Source organism: Anoxybacillus sp. FSL W8-0104 (assembly GCF_038004465.1).
In the GTDB taxonomy this organism is placed as follows: Bacteria; Bacillota; Bacilli; order Bacillales; family Anoxybacillaceae; genus Anoxybacillus; species Anoxybacillus flavithermus_G.
The window spans coordinates 899,108-917,763 of the sequence record NZ_JBBOQU010000001.1 but is presented as its reverse complement, the minus strand read 5'-3'; the positions used below and the strand labels follow the sequence as shown (position 1 = coordinate 917,763).

The 18,656-nt window shown below is 46.3% G+C and carries 17 protein-coding genes and 1 other annotated feature; of the genes, 1 reads left to right on the top strand and 16 read right to left on the bottom strand.

The features are described from left to right. Positions 1–161: 161 nt before the first annotated feature. Positions 162–797 (top strand): hypothetical protein, encoded by a 636-nt coding sequence (locus NST18_RS05005; RefSeq protein WP_004891165.1) that lies wholly within the window; start codon positions 162–164, stop codon positions 795–797. 42 nt (positions 798–839) lie between these two features. Here the strand turns inward: NST18_RS05005 and pyrE are convergent, their stop codons facing one another. The 16 genes from pyrE to NST18_RS04925 form a co-directional block, all read right to left on the bottom strand. Then, positions 840–1,454 (bottom strand): orotate phosphoribosyltransferase, encoded by a 615-nt coding sequence (pyrE, locus tag NST18_RS05000; protein WP_004891167.1) that lies wholly within the window; start codon positions 1,452–1,454, stop codon positions 840–842. Beyond that, on the bottom strand, positions 1,454–2,167 hold the full coding sequence (gene pyrF, locus NST18_RS04995; protein WP_340721265.1) for an orotidine-5'-phosphate decarboxylase: 714 nt from the start codon (positions 2,165–2,167) through the stop codon (positions 1,454–1,456). The genes pyrE and pyrF overlap by 1 nt, the downstream gene beginning before the upstream one ends. Beyond that, entirely contained in the window at positions 2,139–3,077 is a 939-nt protein-coding gene (locus tag NST18_RS04990) for a dihydroorotate dehydrogenase (protein WP_004891170.1), read from the bottom strand. The genes pyrF and NST18_RS04990 overlap by 29 nt, the downstream gene beginning before the upstream one ends. Further along, complete coding sequence (locus tag NST18_RS04985) at positions 3,074–3,838, bottom strand: dihydroorotate dehydrogenase electron transfer subunit (protein WP_004891171.1); 765 nt, start codon at positions 3,836–3,838, stop codon at positions 3,074–3,076. The genes NST18_RS04990 and NST18_RS04985 overlap by 4 nt, the downstream gene beginning before the upstream one ends. After that, positions 3,835–7,026, bottom strand: a complete 3,192-nt coding sequence (gene carB, locus NST18_RS04980) for a carbamoyl-phosphate synthase large subunit (RefSeq protein ID WP_004891173.1) — start codon at positions 7,024–7,026, stop codon at positions 3,835–3,837. Before carB ends, NST18_RS04985 begins: the two co-directional genes overlap by 4 nt. Then, a complete protein-coding gene (locus NST18_RS04975) occupies positions 7,019–8,113 on the bottom strand; it encodes a carbamoyl phosphate synthase small subunit (protein WP_340721263.1) in 1,095 nt (364 codons plus the stop codon). The genes carB and NST18_RS04975 overlap by 8 nt, the downstream gene beginning before the upstream one ends. Next, the gene (locus tag NST18_RS04970) at positions 8,110–9,396 is read right to left on the bottom strand and encodes a dihydroorotase (protein WP_004891175.1); all 1,287 of its coding nucleotides are present in this window, start codon (positions 9,394–9,396) and stop codon (positions 8,110–8,112) included. The genes NST18_RS04975 and NST18_RS04970 overlap by 4 nt, the downstream gene beginning before the upstream one ends. After that, positions 9,362–10,285, bottom strand: coding sequence for an aspartate carbamoyltransferase catalytic subunit (locus NST18_RS04965; protein WP_004891176.1), 924 nt, complete (start codon positions 10,283–10,285; stop codon positions 9,362–9,364). The genes NST18_RS04970 and NST18_RS04965 overlap by 35 nt, the downstream gene beginning before the upstream one ends. Before the next feature lie 142 nt (positions 10,286–10,427). Further along, positions 10,428–11,720, bottom strand: a complete 1,293-nt coding sequence (locus tag NST18_RS04960) for a solute carrier family 23 protein (protein WP_004891177.1) — start codon at positions 11,718–11,720, stop codon at positions 10,428–10,430. A 121-nt stretch (positions 11,721–11,841) separates the two neighbouring features. Further along, positions 11,842–12,378, bottom strand: coding sequence for a bifunctional pyr operon transcriptional regulator/uracil phosphoribosyltransferase PyrR (gene pyrR, locus NST18_RS04955; RefSeq protein ID WP_064214018.1), 537 nt, complete (start codon positions 12,376–12,378; stop codon positions 11,842–11,844). A 154-nt stretch (positions 12,379–12,532) separates the two neighbouring features. Then, on the bottom strand, positions 12,533–13,444 hold the full coding sequence (locus tag NST18_RS04950; RefSeq protein WP_004891180.1) for an RluA family pseudouridine synthase: 912 nt from the start codon (positions 13,442–13,444) through the stop codon (positions 12,533–12,535). Then, complete coding sequence (lspA, locus tag NST18_RS04945; protein WP_004891181.1) at positions 13,419–13,907, bottom strand: signal peptidase II; 489 nt, start codon at positions 13,905–13,907, stop codon at positions 13,419–13,421. The genes NST18_RS04950 and lspA overlap by 26 nt, the downstream gene beginning before the upstream one ends. A gap of 75 nt (positions 13,908–13,982) precedes the next feature. Continuing rightward, positions 13,983–16,739: an isoleucine--tRNA ligase gene (ileS, locus tag NST18_RS04940; RefSeq protein WP_004891183.1), complete on the bottom strand. Its 2,757-nt coding sequence runs from the start codon at positions 16,737–16,739 to the stop codon at positions 13,983–13,985. A 44-nt stretch (positions 16,740–16,783) separates the two neighbouring features. Then, positions 16,784–16,999: a binding site (T-box leader), on the bottom strand. Between the two features lie 44 nt (positions 17,000–17,043). Then, positions 17,044–17,547, bottom strand: a complete 504-nt coding sequence (locus tag NST18_RS04935; RefSeq protein ID WP_004891184.1) for a DivIVA domain-containing protein — start codon at positions 17,545–17,547, stop codon at positions 17,044–17,046. A gap of 62 nt (positions 17,548–17,609) precedes the next feature. Then, the gene (locus NST18_RS04930; RefSeq protein ID WP_004891186.1) at positions 17,610–18,383 is read right to left on the bottom strand and encodes a YlmH family RNA-binding protein; all 774 of its coding nucleotides are present in this window, start codon (positions 18,381–18,383) and stop codon (positions 17,610–17,612) included. Further along, complete coding sequence (locus NST18_RS04925) at positions 18,383–18,655, bottom strand: YggT family protein (RefSeq protein ID WP_004891187.1); 273 nt, start codon at positions 18,653–18,655, stop codon at positions 18,383–18,385. Before NST18_RS04925 ends, NST18_RS04930 begins: the two co-directional genes overlap by 1 nt. Between the last annotated feature and the right edge of the window lies 1 nt (position 18,656).

The following is an 18,656-nucleotide window of genomic DNA, read 5'->3' as shown; positions in this document are numbered from 1 at the left end:
ACCCGTTTTTTTATCTTTTATAACAATATATTACTATTTTACATGGACAATATATGTACAAGAAGAAAAAAATTCAAAAAAATTGTCGTACTTTTTCGTTTTGTCTCCCTTCTTTCTGTCGAATGATGGTATAATAGAAACGGAAAGAGGAGGTGAGATGGGTGGAACAGTTGTTGCAACGCATTTTTGATGAGCTGGCATATTTGCGTGCGAATATGGCAACGAAAGAAGACGTCGCTATGTTGAAAGATGACATTCGCGTATTAGAAAACCGCGTGAGTCATATCGAACAGACGATGGCGACAAAAGACGACGTCGCAAGCATCGAGCAGCGTATGGCGACAAAAGACGATGTCGCAAGCATCGAGCAGCGCATGGCTACAAAAGACGATATCGCAAGCATCGAGCAACGTATGGCGACGAAAGACGATGTTGCCGCTTTGCAAAACAGTATGCATACGCTTGAGCATCGAGTGGGGCATATTGAACAGACAATGGCTACGAAAGACGATGTCGCAAGCATCGAGCAACGTATGGCGACGAAAGACGATGTGGCGCTTGTGCCAGCTATTCGGGAAATGGTTGGACAGTTGATGGAACGAATGACTGTTGTTGAGTTGCATGTGCAAGAAATTCCGGCCATAAAACAGCAAATCGAACAATTGTCGCAACAAATGGAAGAAGGATTTGAAAAAATGGCGCATCAAGAAACGATTCTACAAGCATTATCACTCCGTTCGATTCAACAAGCAAACGATATCCACTACTTAAAAACAAACACGATTTCCACGAAATAAGTGTAAAATCAAAAAGGGTGTCGCTCATCGGACACCCTTTTTTTATGCTTCTAACTGCTCGCGCCACTGGTGTAACGTTGCTCGCTCTTTTTCGGTAATGATACTAAGCTCTGTTGCTGTTTCGATGAGCGTATCGTAATCAGTGGCGGTGTAGTATGGGACTTGTTCCTGCTGAAACGCTCGTTTGCCTTTTTGTAATCCGTATGTGAAAATGGCAACGACGCCAAGCACGTGGCATCCTGCTTCGCGCAAAGCCCGTACAGCATTTAGCGAGCTGCCGCCTGTTGAAATTAAATCTTCTACGACAACAACGCGTTGCCCTCGTTCGACTTTCCCTTCAATTTGTTTCCCTTTTCCATGTCCTTTCGCTTGACTGCGAATATAACACATCGGTACATCGAGTCGTTCGCTCACCCATGCCGCATGGGGAATGCCTGCCGTCGCTGTGCCAGCGATAACTTCCACATCCGGAAAATGCATGCGAATAAGCGAAGTGAGTTCATCGGCAATCATTTTTCTCACCGCTGGGTACGCTAACGTCAGCCGATTGTCGCAATAAATAGGAGCTTGTATGCCGGAAGACCACGTAAATGGTTCGTTTGGGCTTAACGATACTGCACCGATCGAAAGAAGTTGTTTTGCGATTTCTTTTTTCATCATTGTCCACCATCCCATTCTCGTTTTAGCCGTTCATATGCCGCATATGGATTGTGCGCTTTTGTGATGCTTCGTCCGATGACGATATAATTTGTTCCAAGCTGTTTCGCCTCATATGGTGTTACAACGCGCACTTGATCGTCCGCTTGATCATCCGCAAAACGAATGCCTGGGGTAACGGTGATGAACGATGCGCCAAGTGATGCGCGAAGAAACGGCACTTCTTGCGCCGAACAAACGACGCCGTCAAGCCCGCTACGATACGCAAGCGTAGCGTAATGAAGCACCGTTTCATTCATCGTCCGGTCAATCAACAATTCATCATGAAGCATTCGTTCGCTTGTGCTCGTTAGCTGCGTCACCGCGATGCAACAGGGACGCTTCATTCCAGGCGGCGTTCCTTCTTCTAATCCTTCGATCGCTGCGCGCATCATCGCGCTTCCCCCTGATGCATGAACGTTCACTAAATCAATGCCTAATTTCGCCAATCCTTTCATTGCTCGTTTTACTGTATGTGGAATATCATGAAGCTTTAAATCTAAAAAAATATCATGTCCGCGCTGCTTTAATTCGTCGATGATCGCTGGACCTTCTTGAAAATATAGCTCCATGCCGACTTTTAAAAAAAGCGATGTGTCAGAAAATAACTGCAAAAACGACCGCACTTCTTCCTTTGATGAAAAATCAAGTGCCACAATAAACGGTTTGTCCATTGTTCCAGCCCCTCCCCGTACATTCCGAAATATGATGAATGCCAAGTTCATCTAAAAGCGGTGGCAAATCGCGGATAATATGTGGACAAACGTACGGGTCGATAAAATTCGCTGTTCCGATCGCGACCGCACTCGCACCAGCGTAAAAAAACTCGATGACATCTTCGGCGCTTTGAATGCCGCCCATGCCGATAATCGGAAGCGATACCGCTTGGCTTACTTCATAAATCATTCGAATGGCAATCGGTTTAATGGCTGGACCGGATAATCCGCCTGTTCCGTTCGCTAAAATCGGCTTCCCTGTTTTGACGTCAATACGCATGCCTAATAACGTATTAATCATCGTCAATCCGTCCGCGCCTGCTTGTTCAATCGCTTTCGCCATCGCGACAATGTTTGTCACGTTTGGAGATAGTTTCACATACACAGGCACGGCAGACACTTCTTTTACCGCCCGCGTCAGTTCGGCGGCAACTTCCGGCACAGTACCGAACGCAATGCCACCTTGTTTTACATTGGGGCATGAAATATTTAACTCGAGCGCATGAACGTTTGGCGCTTTTGATATGCGCTTGGCGACTTCCACATATTCTTCCATCGTAGAACCGGCAATGTTTGCGATAATCGGCACGTCGTATTGCGCTAACCACGGCAGTTCTTCGGCAAGCACATAATCAACGCCGGGATTTTGCAACCCGATCGCATTTAACATGCCGCTTGCCGTCTCGGCGACACGTGGCGTCGGATTGCCGAAGCGCGCGTCAAGCGTCGTCGCTTTAATCATAATTGCTCCGAGAACGCTTAAATCGTAAAATTTCGCGTATTCCCGTCCGAATCCGAAACAGCCCGATGCAGGCATAATCGGATTTTTTAATGAAAGTCCTGGCAATTCAACTGCTAATCGGTTCATAACACGACCTCCCCTGCTCGAAACACCGGCCCGTCGCTACATACTTTTTTATATGCTGTTTCGCTGTTTGGCACGTGGCATACGCATGCAAAACAAGCGCCGACGCCGCAACCCATTCGTTCTTCTAATGACAAATATAGTTCTTTATGCGGAAATTGTTGTTGTAATGCTTTTAACATCGGCTTCGGTCCACACGCATATAGCACATCAAACGAAAGGGCGTGACGTTGAATGACGTCGGTAACAAATCCTTTCATGCCGTACGAACCATCTGCCGTTGCAACGTACGTCTTACCGAACGAAGCAAATTGTTGCTCGTAAAAGACGACTTCTTTCGTTTGAAAACCGAGCACGACTGTGACACATACACCGTTTTTCACTAGTTGCTTTGCTAGTTCATATAACGGCGGCACCCCAATGCCACCACCGACAAGAAGGGCATGTTGCCCGCTTGAAAGAGCGGAAAGCGGAAAGCCGTTTCCGAGCGGACCGAGCACATCGAGCGACTCCCCAGGCTGTTTTTGCGAAAGGAGCATTGTTCCTGCCCCTTCCGCACGGTAAATGATCGTACATTCTCCTGCTTCGGGATTAATGTCGCAAAGACTGAGTGGCCGTCTTAGTAACGGTTCACGATGTCCCACTTTAACATGCACAAATTGTCCGGGCGTACGCATGCGCCGAACGAGTGAACCAGCGAGCGTCAATTCATAAATGTCTTTTGCGATTTGGCGATTGGAGATAATCGTCATATTTTCCTTCATACGCCCACCTTCTTTTCTGCCATCGCTGTTGTCGAAAACGTCATCGCTTCTAAGACGAGAAGCATCGCTTTCGCTGTATCGAGCGACGTTAAACAAGGAATGCCGTTTTCTACCGCTTCGCGACGGATGCGGAAGCCGTCGCTTTCTGTTTCTTTTCCTTTTGTTAATGTGTTAATAACGACTTGCGCTTCGCCTTGGCGAATGACGTCAAGAATGTTTGGTGAGCCGGTATGAATTTTATTGACGACAGTCACAGGAATGTTCGCTTTCCGCAACGTTTGCGCTGTGCCGTTTGTCGCTAGCAACTGATAACCAATGTTGTAAAAGCGGCGCGCGATATCAATCGCCTCTTCTTTATCTTTATCGGCAATCGTCAATAAGACGGCACCGTGCGGACGAATGTGGATGCCAGAAGCGACAAGCCCTTTATAAAGCGCCTTCGCAAACGTGTCGTCTTTCCCGATCACTTCACCCGTCGATTTCATTTCTGGACCGAGCGAAATATCGACGTTACGCAACTTTGCGAATGAAAACACAGGCGCTTTCACATATACCCCTTCACTTTCTTCTTTTAATCCAGTGTAGTAACCAAGCTCGTTTAACTTTGCGCCTAAAATGACTTTTGTTGCGATGTTTGCCATCGGCACGTTCGTAATTTTACTTAAAAATGGAACGGTGCGGCTTGAACGTGGATTCACTTCTAACACGTACACATCGCCGTCATATAGTACGAACTGAATGTTCAACAATCCGACGATGCGCAATCCTTTTGCCAACGCAATCGTATAGTCAACAATTTGTTGTTTGATGTCTCTTGTTAACGTCTGCGGCGGATAGACGGCGATCGAATCGCCCGAATGAACACCGGCGCGCTCAATATGCTCCATAATGCCTGGGATAAACACATCTTCCCCATCGGAAATCGCATCGACTTCAATTTCTTTTCCAATTAAATAACGGTCAATTAATACCGGGTGTTGCGGATTGACTTTCACTGCATGCTCCATATAATGTAACAGCTCTTCTTCTTTATATACGATTTCCATCGCACGACCACCAAGCACATACGATGGGCGCACGAGAACAGGATAGCCGATGTCTTCAGCAATGCGTACCGCTTCTTCAACCGAAAACGCTGTTTTTCCTTTCGGTTGCGGAATGCCGAGTTGCGCAAGCGTTCGTTCAAATTTGTCGCGGTTTTCGGCGCGATCTAAATCTTCAAGCGAAGTGCCGAGAATGCGCACCCCACGCGCCGCTAATTCCGCCGCTAAGTTGATCGCTGTTTGTCCACCAAATTGAACGATAACGCCAATTGGCTGTTCTAAATCGATGACGTGCATCACATCTTCAATCGTTAACGGTTCAAAGTAAAGCTTATCGGAAATACTAAAGTCGGTTGAAACCGTCTCTGGATTGTTGTTAATAATAATCGCTTCGTATCCCGCTTCTTTAATCGCCCATACGGAATGAACGGTCGCATAGTCAAATTCGATCCCTTGCCCGATCCGAATCGGACCCGAACCGAGGACGACAACACTTTCACGCGTTGTAACAATAGATTCGTTTTCTTCTTCATACGTGCTGTAATAATACGGCGTTTCTGATTCGAATTCCGCTGCGCACGTGTCGACCATTTTATATACAGGTGTAATGCCAGCACGTTTCCGCATTTCGTACACGTCGCGTTCGGTCATCTGCCAATATTTCGCGATTGCCACATCGGAAAAGCCCATTTCTTTCGCTTTTTTTAGTACGTCGATATCACCAACATGTTCGCGTAAAACGGATTCGTACTGTACGATGCCTGAAATTTTCGTTAAAAAGAACGGATCGATTTGGCTCCATGCATGCACTTGTTCGACTGTTACGCCGCGGCGAAACGCTTCCGCAATGTAAAATAACCGTTCATCACCCGCTTTTTGAATGCGTTTTTGTAGCAATGCATCATCGACTTGTTCTTTTAATTCTAAATGATAGACGTTCGTTTCGAGCGAGCGGACCGCTTTTAATAGCGACTCCTCAAACGTGCGCCCGATCGCCATCACTTCGCCTGTCGCTTTCATTTGCGTGCCGAGATGGCGGTTCGCTGATTCGAATTTGTCAAATGGAAAGCGCGGAATTTTTGTGACGACGTAATCGAGCGTTGGCTCAAAGCAAGCGTACGTTTTTCCCGTCACCGGATTCATCATTTCATCAAGCGTTAAACCGACCGCAATTTTTGCGGCAAGCTTCGCAATCGGATACCCCGTTGCTTTCGATGCAAGCGCCGATGAGCGACTGACGCGCGGGTTGACTTCAATGACGTAATATTGAAAACTGTGCGGATCAAGGGCAAGCTGCACGTTGCAACCCCCTTCAATGCCGAGCGCACGAATAATGCGGAGCGAGGCGTTTCGCAACAGTTGATATTCGCGATCGCTTAACGTTTGGCTTGGCGCAACGACAATCGAATCGCCCGTATGAATGCCGACAGGATCAATATTCTCCATATTGCAAACGACGATGGCGTTATCTTTCGCATCGCGCATCACTTCGTATTCAATTTCTTTATAGCCTGCGATACTTTTTTCTAATAAACATTGATGAACAGGGCTCATTTTTAAACCGCTTGAGACGATGTCGATTAGCTCTTCTTCGTTCGTACAAATGCCTCCGCCTGTTCCACCGAGCGTAAATGCAGGGCGAACGATGACCGGATACCCGATTTGTTCAACGAACGCATACGCCTCTTGCAAACTATGCACGATTGAGCTTTCCGGCACCGGTTCGCCAAGTTCGTTCATAAGCGCTCGAAATTTTTCGCGGTCTTCTGCTTTTTCAATCGCTTCTAATTTCGTGCCGAGAATTTCAACGCCGCACTCTTCAAGCACTCCTGCTTTTGCTAATTCGACAGCTAAGTTTAATCCCGTCTGCCCGCCAAGCGTCGGCAAAATGGCATCGGGCCGTTCTTTCCGAATGACGCGCGAGACAAATTCGAGCGTTAACGGTTCCATGTATACTTTGTCAGCAATTTCTGTATCGGTCATAATCGTTGCCGGGTTGGAGTTGACGAGAATGACTTTATATCCTTCTTCTTTTAACGCCAAGCAGGCTTGCGTTCCCGCATAATCGAACTCCGCTGCCTGCCCGATGACGATCGGTCCAGAACCGATGACGAGAATCGTTTTAATATCTTGACGTTTAGGCATGAACGGCACCTCTTTCTTTTTTAAACTGTTCAATCATCGCAATAAAATCGTCGAATAAACCGTTTGCGTCTTCTGGACCTGGCGACGCTTCCGGATGATATTGCACGGTAAACGCAGGAACGTCGCGGTGGCGAAGCCCTTCAATCGTTCCGTCATTTAATGCGATATGCGTCACTTCTAATCGCGTATGAACGAGCGACTTTTCCGTGACAGTGTAGCCGTGATTTTGCGAGGTGATCGCTACTTTTCCTGTTTCAATATGTTTCACAGGATGATTCGAACCGCGATGGCCGAACTTCATTTTTTCTGTATTCGCTCCGCAGGCGAGCGCAAACAGTTGATGGCCGAGACAAATGCCAAAAAGCGGAACGTGGCCAAGTATGTGTTGAATCATGTCAATCGCTTCGGGTACGTCTTTCGGATCCCCTGGTCCGTTCGATAACATGACACCATCGGGATGAAGTTGTAACACGTCTTCTGCTGTTGCGTTGTATGGTAATACGATAACGTCGCAATGACGTTTATTTAACTCGCGCAAAATGCCGTGCTTCATGCCAAAGTCGATTAAAACGATGCGATGGCCGCGCCCTGGACTAGCGTACGGACTTTTTGTCGATACGCGTTTCACTTGATCGCGCGCAAGCTCCGTTTCCTTTAAATAAGCGACTGCCTCCGTCACAGACACGTCCATGTCGCAAATCATCCCTTTTAACGTGCCGTATTGACGAATAATGCGCGTTAGTTTCCGCGTATCGACACCTGCTAAGCCGGGGATATTTTTCATGCGCAAATATTCGTCAATCGTTAGCTCACTTCGCCAATTGAACGGAGATAGGCACGCTTCTTTCACAATAAATCCAAACACATGCGGTTCGATTGATTCGAAATCGTCGCGGTTGACGCCATAGTTTCCGATTAAAGGATACGTCATCGTTACGATTTGTCCGCAATACGACGGGTCCGTTAAAATTTCTTGATATCCTGTCATTCCGGTGTTAAAAACGACTTCACCGACTGTTTGTCGTTCGCTTCCAAACGCTTCGCCAACAAAACGTGTACCATCTTCTAAAATGAGTTGTCGTTTCATTCTCCTCTTCCTTTCTGCCAAACCATTTTTCCATCTACAATCGTCATCGTTGGCCATCCTTTACACGTCCAGCCTGCAAACGGTGTATTTTTTCCTTTCGATACAAAAGTGTTTGGATCAATGGCTTGTTCGTTATGTAAATCGATAATGACGAAATCTGCTTTGGCGCCAACTTTTAGTTCCCCGCCGTCAATGCGAAACGTCTCGGCTGGTTTTTTTGAAAGCCAGTCAACAAGCTGTTTTAACGTACATATTCCTTTTTCAACAAAATGCGTATATAAAAGCGGAAAGGCGGTTTCTAATCCAACGATGCCAAACGGGGCAAGCACCATCCCTTCGCTTTTTTCTTCTTCTGTATGCGGTGCATGGTCGGTTGCGATAAAATCAATCGTTCCATCAAGCAATCCTTCAATTAACGCTTGTTGATCTTCTTTCGTTCGCAACGGTGGATTCATTTTAAAGTTCGCATCTAACGTTGGGATGTCTTCATCACAAAGCAGTAAATGGTGCGGAGTCACTTCAGCAGTGACCCGAATGCCTGCTTGTTTCGCCTCGCGCACGATGCGCACCGACTGTTTCGTGCTTATATGGCAAACGTGGTAGTGACACCCGGTCGCTTCGGCTAACAACACATCGCGTGCAATATGTACCGCTTCACAAACGGAAGGAATACCGGTCAGTCCGTGTCGTTTCGCAAACGCTCCGTCATGCACGCATCCTTTATACGTCAGCGTTTCGTCTTCACAATGTGCGACAATTGGCATATCGAGAGCTGCCGCTTGTTGCATCGCTTCATACATGATGCGCGCGCTTTGCACTCCCACGCCATCATCTGTAAATGCAAACGCTCCTGCTTCTTTTAATGCGGCAAAATCAACGAGCTGTTTTCCTGCTTGGCGCACGGTAATGGCGGCATACGGTAACACGCGCACGTGCGCCGTTTCGCGAATGCGGTTGACGAGCCACTCCATTTGTTGTTTCGTATCAGGTACTGGTTTTGTGTTTGGCATCGCTGCAATCGTTGTAAATCCACCTTTCGCCGCAGCGAGCGTACCTGTCGCGATCGTTTCTTTATGCTCACCACCGGGTTCGCGCAAATGAACGTGTACGTCGACAAATCCTGGCGCGACAAATTGGCCGTTAACATCAATCACTTCATCGTCATCGCTTGCATCGAGGTCAGGGGCAATATGAACGATGCGACCTTCGTCAATTTGTATATCGGCCGATATGAACTCGCCTTGCTCATTAAGCAAACGCGCACGTTTGAAAATGATAGCCATGTTTCGTTCCTCCTTTTTGTAATGCTCGTTTTAAAACAGCCATGCGCACGTATACACCGTTTTCCATTTGTTTAAAAATGCGTGATCGTTCACATTCAACGAGTTCACTTGCGATTTCTACATCGCGATTGACAGGAGCGGGATGTAGAATAATACTCGTTTTCTTCATCTGTTTTTCTCGCGCGATCGTTAAACCGTACTGTTCATGATATTGCTCTTTCGTCCATCCCATTTTTTCTTCATGCCGCTCATGTTGAATGCGAAGAAGCATGACGACGTCTGCTTCTTTCACTGCCGTGTCAAGATCGACGTATGTGCCGTACGGATTCGTTATATCTTGCCACTCAGGAGGGCTGCAAAAGAAGACGTTTGCGCCGAGCCTTGTTAATATTTCAGCATTCGAACGTGCTACTCGGCTATGACGAATGTCACCGACAATGGCAACATTCAGTCCGATAAATGTGCCAAATTGTTGACGAATCGTCAGTAAATCTAATAACGATTGCGTCGGATGATGACCGCACCCGTCGCCTGCATTAATGATCGGAATGTCAATCGTATGGCGCAACGGTTCAAAGTAATGATCGGATGGGTGGCGAATGACGACCGCTTCCACTCCGATCGCTTGCAACGTCCGAATCGTATCGTACAACGTTTCTCCTTTTTGGACGCTCGACATGTCTGCATCAAACGGAATGACTTCAAGCCCAAGTTTTCGTTCCGCTATTTCAAAACTACATTTTGTGCGCGTGCTCGGTTCAAAAAATAAGTTGGCGACAAACGTTTGTTTATTGACTTTCCACGTTTCACCGTTCGCAAATCGTTCCGCTTCATGCAAAATGGCGAGCACTTCATCAACCGAGAGCTCTGCTAACGTTAGTAAATGCATATAAACTCCTCCTTTTTAGTAAAAAAACACCTTGCCGAGCGAGGCAAGGTGTTTGAAAGCTCGAGGAAATAGACCGTTTCGATGAACGGGTTTCCTCTAGTACACCTTTGTAAGCCTCGCTGGACTTCTTTTAAAAGGTGTGTTATGCGACATCATGTTTTTGTTCAAATACGCTATCCGACACTTTCGGACGACCAGGCAAAATGAGGTTTAATACGATACCTGTGATTGCTGCAAGCGCCATACCGTGCACTTCAAATTGTTCTGATACTTTCACAACCGCATCCCCGATGCCGATGACAAGAATAACTGATGAGATGACTAAGTTTCGTTTGTCACCAAAATCAATTTTGCTGTCGACGAGCATGCGCAAACCTGAAGAAGCGATAATTCCGAACAGTAAGATCGATACGCCACCCATGACCGGCGTCGGAATCGAGCTAATAAGCGCCGTCACTTTTCCTAAAAATCCGAATGCGATCGCGAGCACAGCCGCACCAGCTAACACATATACGCTATATACGCGCGTAATTGCTAATACACCGATATTTTCTCCGTATGTCGTCTTTGGCGGACCGCCGATGAGGGCTGAAATCATCGTCGCTAATCCATCACCGAAAATCGAGCGATGTAAACCTGGTTCTTTAATGTAATCGCGCCCAACGACTTTGCTTAATACGAGCTGATGCCCGATATGTTCAGATAATGTCACAATGGCGACAGGCACCATCAATAGCACAATATCGAGTGTCACGCGGACATCGTAATGAACGAACGGCAACAAGAAATCAGGCATCTCAAGCCATTTTGCTTTTGCTACCCCTGATAAATCGACGACACCAACAGCTAATGCGTACACGTAGCCGACGATAATGCCCATAAGGACAGGTACAAGGCTAAACATTCCTCGCGATAAAATCGAGAATACAATCGTTGCCGCGAGCGTCACGATCGCAACGGAAAAGTGCGTTAAACTATATTTTCCGTCTGGACCGTTCATCGCCATGCTGACGGCAACGTTTGCTAATCCTAAACCGATGACGATAATGACTGGACCGACGACGATCGGTGGAAGTAAATTCATAATCCAACGATAACCTGCTTTTTTAATCGCTAAAGCGACGATGCCGTACACAAGCCCCGCTAAAAAGCTGCCAATCATCGCCGCACCCGGACCGCCAGCTGCTTTCGCTGCAATAATTGGCGTAATAAACGCGAACGATGAGCCGAGGTAAGCAGGTACTTGCCATTTTGTCACGATTAAAAAGGCGATTGTACCGAGTCCGCTGGAAATGAGCGCCATCGCTGGACTTAATCCGACTAAATATGGCACTAAAATCGTTGCACCAAACATCGCAAACAAATGTTGTAAACTAAGCGTAACAAGCTGTCCAAAAGAAGGGACATCTTTCACGTCTAATACCGGTTTGTTCATCTTCTCTCTCCCTTTCTCAATTTATATAAAAAACCCTCTTTGTCCGTACGAAGGCACAAAGAGGGTGTAAAAAACCGTTCCCCTTTGTCAGCCTCGCTGGACTGCCTTTAAAAAGGGTGCTTTATTCATGTATGCTCACTTGATCGATGTCGTCTACTTCTTTTAATTCGACGACAATTCTTTCTGCGCTTGATGTCGGGATGTTTTTGCCGACGAAATCAGCCCGAATCGGCAACTCGCGATGACCGCGGTCAACGAGAACAGCTAATTGAATTTGCGCCGGACGACCGAGATCCATAACGGCATCCATGGCGGCGCGCACCGTTCGGCCTGTAAATAATACGTCATCAACTAAAACGACTTTTCGATTTGTAACAGAAAATGGGACGTCCGTTCCTTTCACAAGCGGTTCACGATCGTCTGTTTTTACTGTTAAATCATCACGATATAATGTAATATCTAACTCGCCAACAGGAATAGACGTTCCTTCAATTTGTTCAATGCGTTCAGCTAATCGCTTTGCTAAGTAAATGCCGCGCGTCTTAACACCGATGAGGACGCAATCGTCAATCCCTTTATTGCGCTCAATAATTTCGTGAGCAATGCGCGTCAACGCGCGTCGAATCGCTTGTTCGTCTAATACAATGGCCTTTTGCATCGTTCCACCTCCATACAAAAAACCCTCTCACCGTTTGGCGAGAGGGTATATGTAGGCAGACGTCACCTAAATCCGACACCTTCTCAGCCTCACGGGACTGAACTTAAAGGTCTTTGTTCACTTGAGTTCATTTTACGTTTCCTTGTTTCGTTTGTCAACGATTATTTCGCAACATATCGAGCAATCGTTCAAATTCGTGAGGAATCGGGGCTTCAAACTGCAAATATTCGCCTGTGCGCGGGTGATGAAACCCTAATACGCCGGCATGAAGCGCTTGTCCATCAATCGGTAGCGTTTTGCGCGGACCGTATTTCGGGTCACCCGCAAGCGGATAGCCGATATATTTCATATGAACCCGAATTTGATGCGTTCGCCCTGTTTCGAGTTGACACTCCAAAAACGTATAATGTTCAAATCGTTCAAGAACGCGAAAATGCGTCACCGCTTCTTTCCCATTTTCAACAACGGCCATGCTTTGACGATCGCGTGGGTCGCGCCCGATTGGAGCATCAATCGTCCCATAATCGTGCGGAATAACACCGTGAACGATCGCGACATATTTGCGCGTCACCGTTTTGTTTACAAGTTGATTGACAAGCGACTCATGCGCCAAATCGTTTTTGGCAATCATTAATAAACCGGACGTATCTTTATCGATGCGATGAACGATGCCCGGTCGAAGCACACCGTTAATGCCGGAAAGGTCTTGACAATGTGCAAGTAACGCGTTAACAAGCGTCCCGTGCATATGCCCTGGTGCTGGATGAACGACCATGCCGCGCGGCTTATTGACAACGAGCACGTCCGCATCTTCGTAATAAATGTCGAGTGGAATCGGCTCCGGCTCAACATCTAACGGTTCTGGGTCAGGAATGGAAATGACCACTTCATCGTCGACATGGCATTTGTAGTTCGGTTTCACCGCTTTGCCGTTGACAAGCACGCGGCCTTCTTTTAGCCATTGTTGTACTTGGGAGCGCGACCATTGTTCATTTAATTCGGCAATGACTTTATCAATGCGCTCTCCATCGTGTTGTTCTTCAATCGTGAGTTGAATTTGCTCCATCGTTCATTCCCTTTCGTTGTTTTTCTTCGGTCCATGTATAAATAAACATGAGCGCGACACCAATCGTTAACGCGGCATCAGCAACGTTAAAAATCGGAAAGCTGTAACTAAATATGTACGCATGAATGAAATCGACAACTTCTTTTCGAAATACGCGATCAATAAAGTTCCCGAGCGCGCCGCCAAGCATGAGCCCGAGCGCGATGCCAAACAGCCGTTGCGTCGGTTGCAACCGTTGAATGTATATGACGATGCCGACAACGACGACAATTGTAATCAAATAAAACAGCCAAAATTGTCCTTGCAACATGCCCCATGCCGCTCCACGATTGCGATGCGATGTAATGTATAACACGTTTTCAATAATTGGAATGCTTTCCCCTAATTCCATATAGCGAACGACAAGCCATTTTGTCCATTGGTCGATCAATATAACGACAAAAGCAAGCAAATAATATAACATCATACCCCTCCAAAGCAAAATTCTTTTTCATTTTATCATAAACAATCCCCCCTTGAAAGCGAGGGGGGATATGTGTTATTGCTTGACAATGGCCACACAACGTGGACATAGCTCTGGATGGTCTGCATCTTCGCCGACTGTTGGTGTAACGACCCAGCAACGTGCGCACGTTTTTCCTTCCGCTTGTTTGACGACAATCGCTGTTTTCGTAAATGTTTGCGCCTCGCTCGGTGCATCAGCAAACGTTCCGCCGATCGAAAATGCTGAAACGATTAATAGCTGTTTCATATCTTCTTCAATTGAATCGATGAGCGCTTTCGTGTCGTCCGTCGGATATAAAATGACGTGCGCCGTTAGCGACTTGCCGATTAGTTTTTCATTGCGCGCCACTTCTAGCGCTTTTAATACTTCATCGCGCAATTCCATAAACGCATCCCATTTCGCAACGATGCGATCTGCATCATCAATATGCACCGCTTCTGGCATATCGACAAGCTGTACGCTTTCTTCTTTGACGTGTGGAATGTACGACCACACTTCATCTGCCGTATGCGGTAAAATTGGCGCAACAAGTTTCGTTAACGCTACAAGCGTTTCATACAACACCGTTTGAATCGAACGACGTTCATGATTATTTGCCGCTTCGATGTACAACACGTCTTTTGAAAAATCGAAGTAAAAAGCGCTTAAATCGACGGTGCAGAAGTTGTTTATTTCATGGTAAATCGTCGCAAATTCATACGTTTCATACGCTTGTTTTACTTTGTCGATGAGACGATTTAATTTAATGAGCATGTAACGGTCCACTTCGCGCAACTGCTCGATCGCTACCGTATGTTCTGCAGGATTGAAATCGAATAAGTTCCCGAGCATGAAACGGAACGTGTTGCGAATTTTACGATATACTTCTGCGACTTGTTTTAAAATGTTGTCAGAAATGCGCACGTCCGCTTGATAGTCGACAGAAGCAACCCAAAGACGCAAAATGTCGGCACCAAGCTGTTCCATGACTTTTGCTGGCACGACGACGTTGCCGAGCGATTTGCTCATTTTTCGTCCTTCGCCATCTAGTACGAAGCCGTGGCTTAATACGCCTTTATACGGCGCTTTTCCGGTAACTGCAACTGCGGTGGAAAGCGATGAGTTAAACCAGCCGCGATATTGGTCGGACCCTTCTAAATAAAGATCTGCTGGACGTTGTAAATCATCGCGTTCTTCTAATACCGCTTGATGAGAAGAACCAGAGTCGAACCATACGTCCATAATATCTGTTTCTTTCGTAAAGCGTCCGTTCGGGCTACCTGGATGCGTAAACCCTTCTGGGAGCAAATCTTTCGCTTCGCGCTCAAACCAAACGTTTGAACCGTATTGGCGGAACAAGTTCGATACGTGTTCAATCGTTTCGTCTGTAATAATTGGCTCACCATTTTCGGCATAAAAGACCGGAATTGGTACCCCCCATGCGCGTTGGCGCGAAATGCACCAGTCGCCGCGATCGCGAATCATGTTGTGGATGCGAATTTCACCCCATGCCGGCACCCATTTCGTTTCTTCGACAGCTTTCAACAATTGCTCACGAATTTTGTCGATGGACGCAAACCATTGAGCTGTCGCACGGAAAATCGTCGGTTGCTTCGTCCGCCAGTCGTGCGGATATGAGTGCGTAATAAACGATAGTTTTAATAAAGCACCTACTTCTTGTAGCTTTTCTGTAATCGCTTTGTTTGCGTCATCGTAAAACATGCCAGCAAACCCTGGCGCTTCTTCTGTCATATATCCGCGCTCATCGACAGGGCAAAGGACACCTAAGCCGTACTTTTGGCCGACGATAAAGTCGTCTTCCCCGTGTCCTGGGGCCGTATGAACGCAACCTGTTCCGGCGTCTGTTGTGACGTGTTCGCCACAAATGACGAGCGAATCGCGGTCGTAAAACGGATGTTTCGCAACGACGTATTCGAGTTCGCTTCCTTTCACTGTTTTTAATACAGTCACATGCTCCCAGCCGATTTCTTTTTGTACCGATTGTAATAACTCGGATGCAACGACATATTTGCCACCGTCTGCCTCAACGACGCTATATTGCAACTCTGGATGAACAGCGATACCTAAGTTCGCTGGAATCGTCCATGGCGTCGTCGTCCAAATGACGATTTTTTCATCCCCATCAAGCACTCCTTTTCCGTCTTTGACAGGAAAAGCGACGTAAATCGATGGGGAACGTTTGTCTTTGTACTCGATTTCCGCTTCGGCAAGCGCCGATTCACTTGATGGAGACCAATACACAGGTTTTAATCCTTTATAAATTAATCCTTTTTTTGCCATTTCACCAAATACTTTAATTTGTTGTGCTTCATATTCTGGCGTTAACGTAATGTAAGGATTGTCCCAATCGCCGCGCACACCAAGGCGTTTAAATTGTTCGCGCTGGCGGTCGATTTGCTCGTATGCATATTGCTCACATAGCTTGCGGAATTCCGCAACGCTCATTTCTTTCCGATTGACGCCTTTATTTTTCGTCAGCGCCGTTTCAATTGGCAAGCCGTGCGTATCCCAGCCCGGTACGTACGGAGCACAATAGCCGCTCATTGACTTATAGCGAACGATAAAGTCTTTTAAAATTTTATTAAGGGCATGTCCCATATGAATGTCGCCGTTCGCATACGGCGGTCCGTCATGCAATACGAAAAGCGGGCGATCTTTTGTACGCTCTTGCACTTTTCGATAAATGTCCATTTCATCCCATTTTGCTTGCATTTGTGGTTCACGTTGTGGAAGATTTCCGCGCATCGGGAAATCGGTCTTTGGCATTAATAACGTATCTTTGTAATCCATCATGTAACCTCCTTTTATGTAAATAAAAAAACCTTCTCATGCCCAAAAGGGACGAGAAGGTCTCGCGGTACCACCCTTGTTGACTATGTAAACATAGCCCACTTGACATTCGTAACGGGAATGACGCGCCGTGGCCTACTATTTGTTCAGCACGGAACTCCGGGGTGATTTTCATTCTTTCGCTTATGCCGAGCTTCCACCGCCCTCGGCTCGCTGTAATAAGCTGATGAAAGAACTACTGTCCCCTTCATCGTTTTTACGATATAACTGTAATCGATATTATAGGCAATCACAATAGCCATCGTCAAGACTCTGTTATTTCTTGCACCGCTTCATCATCAAGTTTGTAATCTAATAAATGATCCCAATCGTCGTTGTTTAACATATCGAGCTGCGCTTCAATTAACATTTTAAAACGACTGCGAAACACTTTCGCTTGCCGTTTTAATTCTTCGACTTCCATCGCGATTTTCCGCGTTTTGGCGAGCGCCTCGCTAATGATGCGATCCGCGTTTTTTTCCGCTTCTTTAATGATGAGCTTCGCTTCTTTTTGCGCGTTTCGCTTCACTTCTTCGGCTGTTTCTTGCGCAATTAAAATCGATTTATTTAACGTTTCTTCAATATTTGTAAAATAGTTGAGTTTTTCTGTCAGCTCTTTCACTTTTTCTTCTAATTGCTTTTTTTCACGCAACACCATTTCGTAGTCTTTAATCACTTGATCTAAAAATTCGTTTACTTCATCTTCATCATATCCGCGAAAGCCTCGGCTAAATTCTTTATTATGAATATCTAACGGCGTTAACGGCATGCGGCCACCTCCATCTTATGTACGTATCGGGTTATTCGACATCTTTTGCGGAAATCCTGCTTTTATTTTGCTTTTTCGACAACGATGCGCCATTTTTCTTTTTTTGTTTGACCGACAATCGCTTGCAGTCGGCAGCGCCCATACCCACGCAGCGACAATAAATCGCCTTCTTGGCACTCCATATGAGCTTGGTCAACCGTTTTCCAATTCACTTTCACGAAGTTTTGGTCAATGAGCGCTTGCGCTTTTTGGCGTGATATGCGAAAACATTGCGCTAAAATGGCGTCAAGTCGCAAAGAAGAAACGGTAAACGTCTCTTCCTCCCACTGTTCTTCCACGACGAGAAGTTGCGAAAGCAGTTGTTCTTCTAACGATACTTTTGCTTTTCCAATCGTTGTGACGTTCATTTGAACAAACGGCGCAATTTCTTTAGCAACGACAAATTGAATAACATCATCAACGATGATAATGTCACCAAACTTTTCCCGCTTCACACCGAGCGACAAAAGTGCGCCGAGCACGTCGCGATGCCCGAGCGTCACAAATTTTTTCGGGTAGCGAATGGAAAATAACGATAGTTGAAAATCCTCTTCATTCGGTTGCATGTACGGCGGATATAATAGCGCACGCTTTCGTTCGACCGACGATGAACCGCCAAAAAACGCAACGTGTACATCATCGTGATGGCCGACAATCGAGCGGACAATTTGCTGTTCGCGCGGAGTTAAAAAGTCGGTTAGTTTCGGAGCGTATTGTTCCGTCACGAGCCGCTTCCATTCGCACACGAGATCGATGAAATGATGCTCTTCTTTGCGGAAATGTTGATAAATGTCCATTACAGCCCTCTATTAACCATATCAACTAACCCATAAACGCCTGCTGTCGCAAAGCGCAAAACAAGCAAGGCGACAATTGGAGAAATATCGATCATACCAATCGGCGGAATAAAGCGACGAAACGGCTCTAAATACGGCTCACAAATGTTGGCGAAAAACTGCCCGACTTTTGTGTCGCGCGCATTTGGAAACCAAGACATTAAAATGTAAACAATAATCGCATACGAATATACTTGAATAATTGTCACAACAACATTTGCTATTTGATACATT